Here is a 269-nt window from a genome sequence, read left to right as displayed (position 1 = left end):
CTGATGATCGAGCTGAGCGCCGCGACCGACATGGACGAGCGCAGCGCCGGCCGGCAATCTGGCGAAGAGCTCGCCATTCAGAAAGCCGCGCGTCTGATCCGTCAGCGGCAGCAGGCAGATGAGAATGTCGGTGGTTGCAAGCAGAGTATCGAGGCCGTTGCGGCCGCTGACGCATCGGATGCCGTCGATCTCGCGCGGGCTGCGGCTCCAGCCCGAAAGCGGAAAACCGAAGGGCTGCAGACGCTCGAGCACCGCGCTTCCAAGCATGC

1 protein-coding gene is annotated in these 269 nt (G+C 65.4%); it reads right to left on the bottom strand.

Going from position 1 to position 269, the window contains the following annotated elements:
* Nucleotides 1-269, bottom strand: a 269-nt coding sequence (locus AF337_RS29720) for an NAD(P)-dependent oxidoreductase (RefSeq protein WP_280138875.1), incomplete at both ends; no start/stop codon positions are given.

The sequence above is a fragment of the Rhizobium ecuadorense genome (genome assembly GCF_001187535.1).
Taxonomy (GTDB): domain Bacteria; phylum Pseudomonadota; class Alphaproteobacteria; order Rhizobiales; family Rhizobiaceae; genus Rhizobium; species Rhizobium ecuadorense.
Note: the sequence above shows the minus strand (reverse complement) of the source record. Positions and strands in the feature narration are given on the sequence as shown.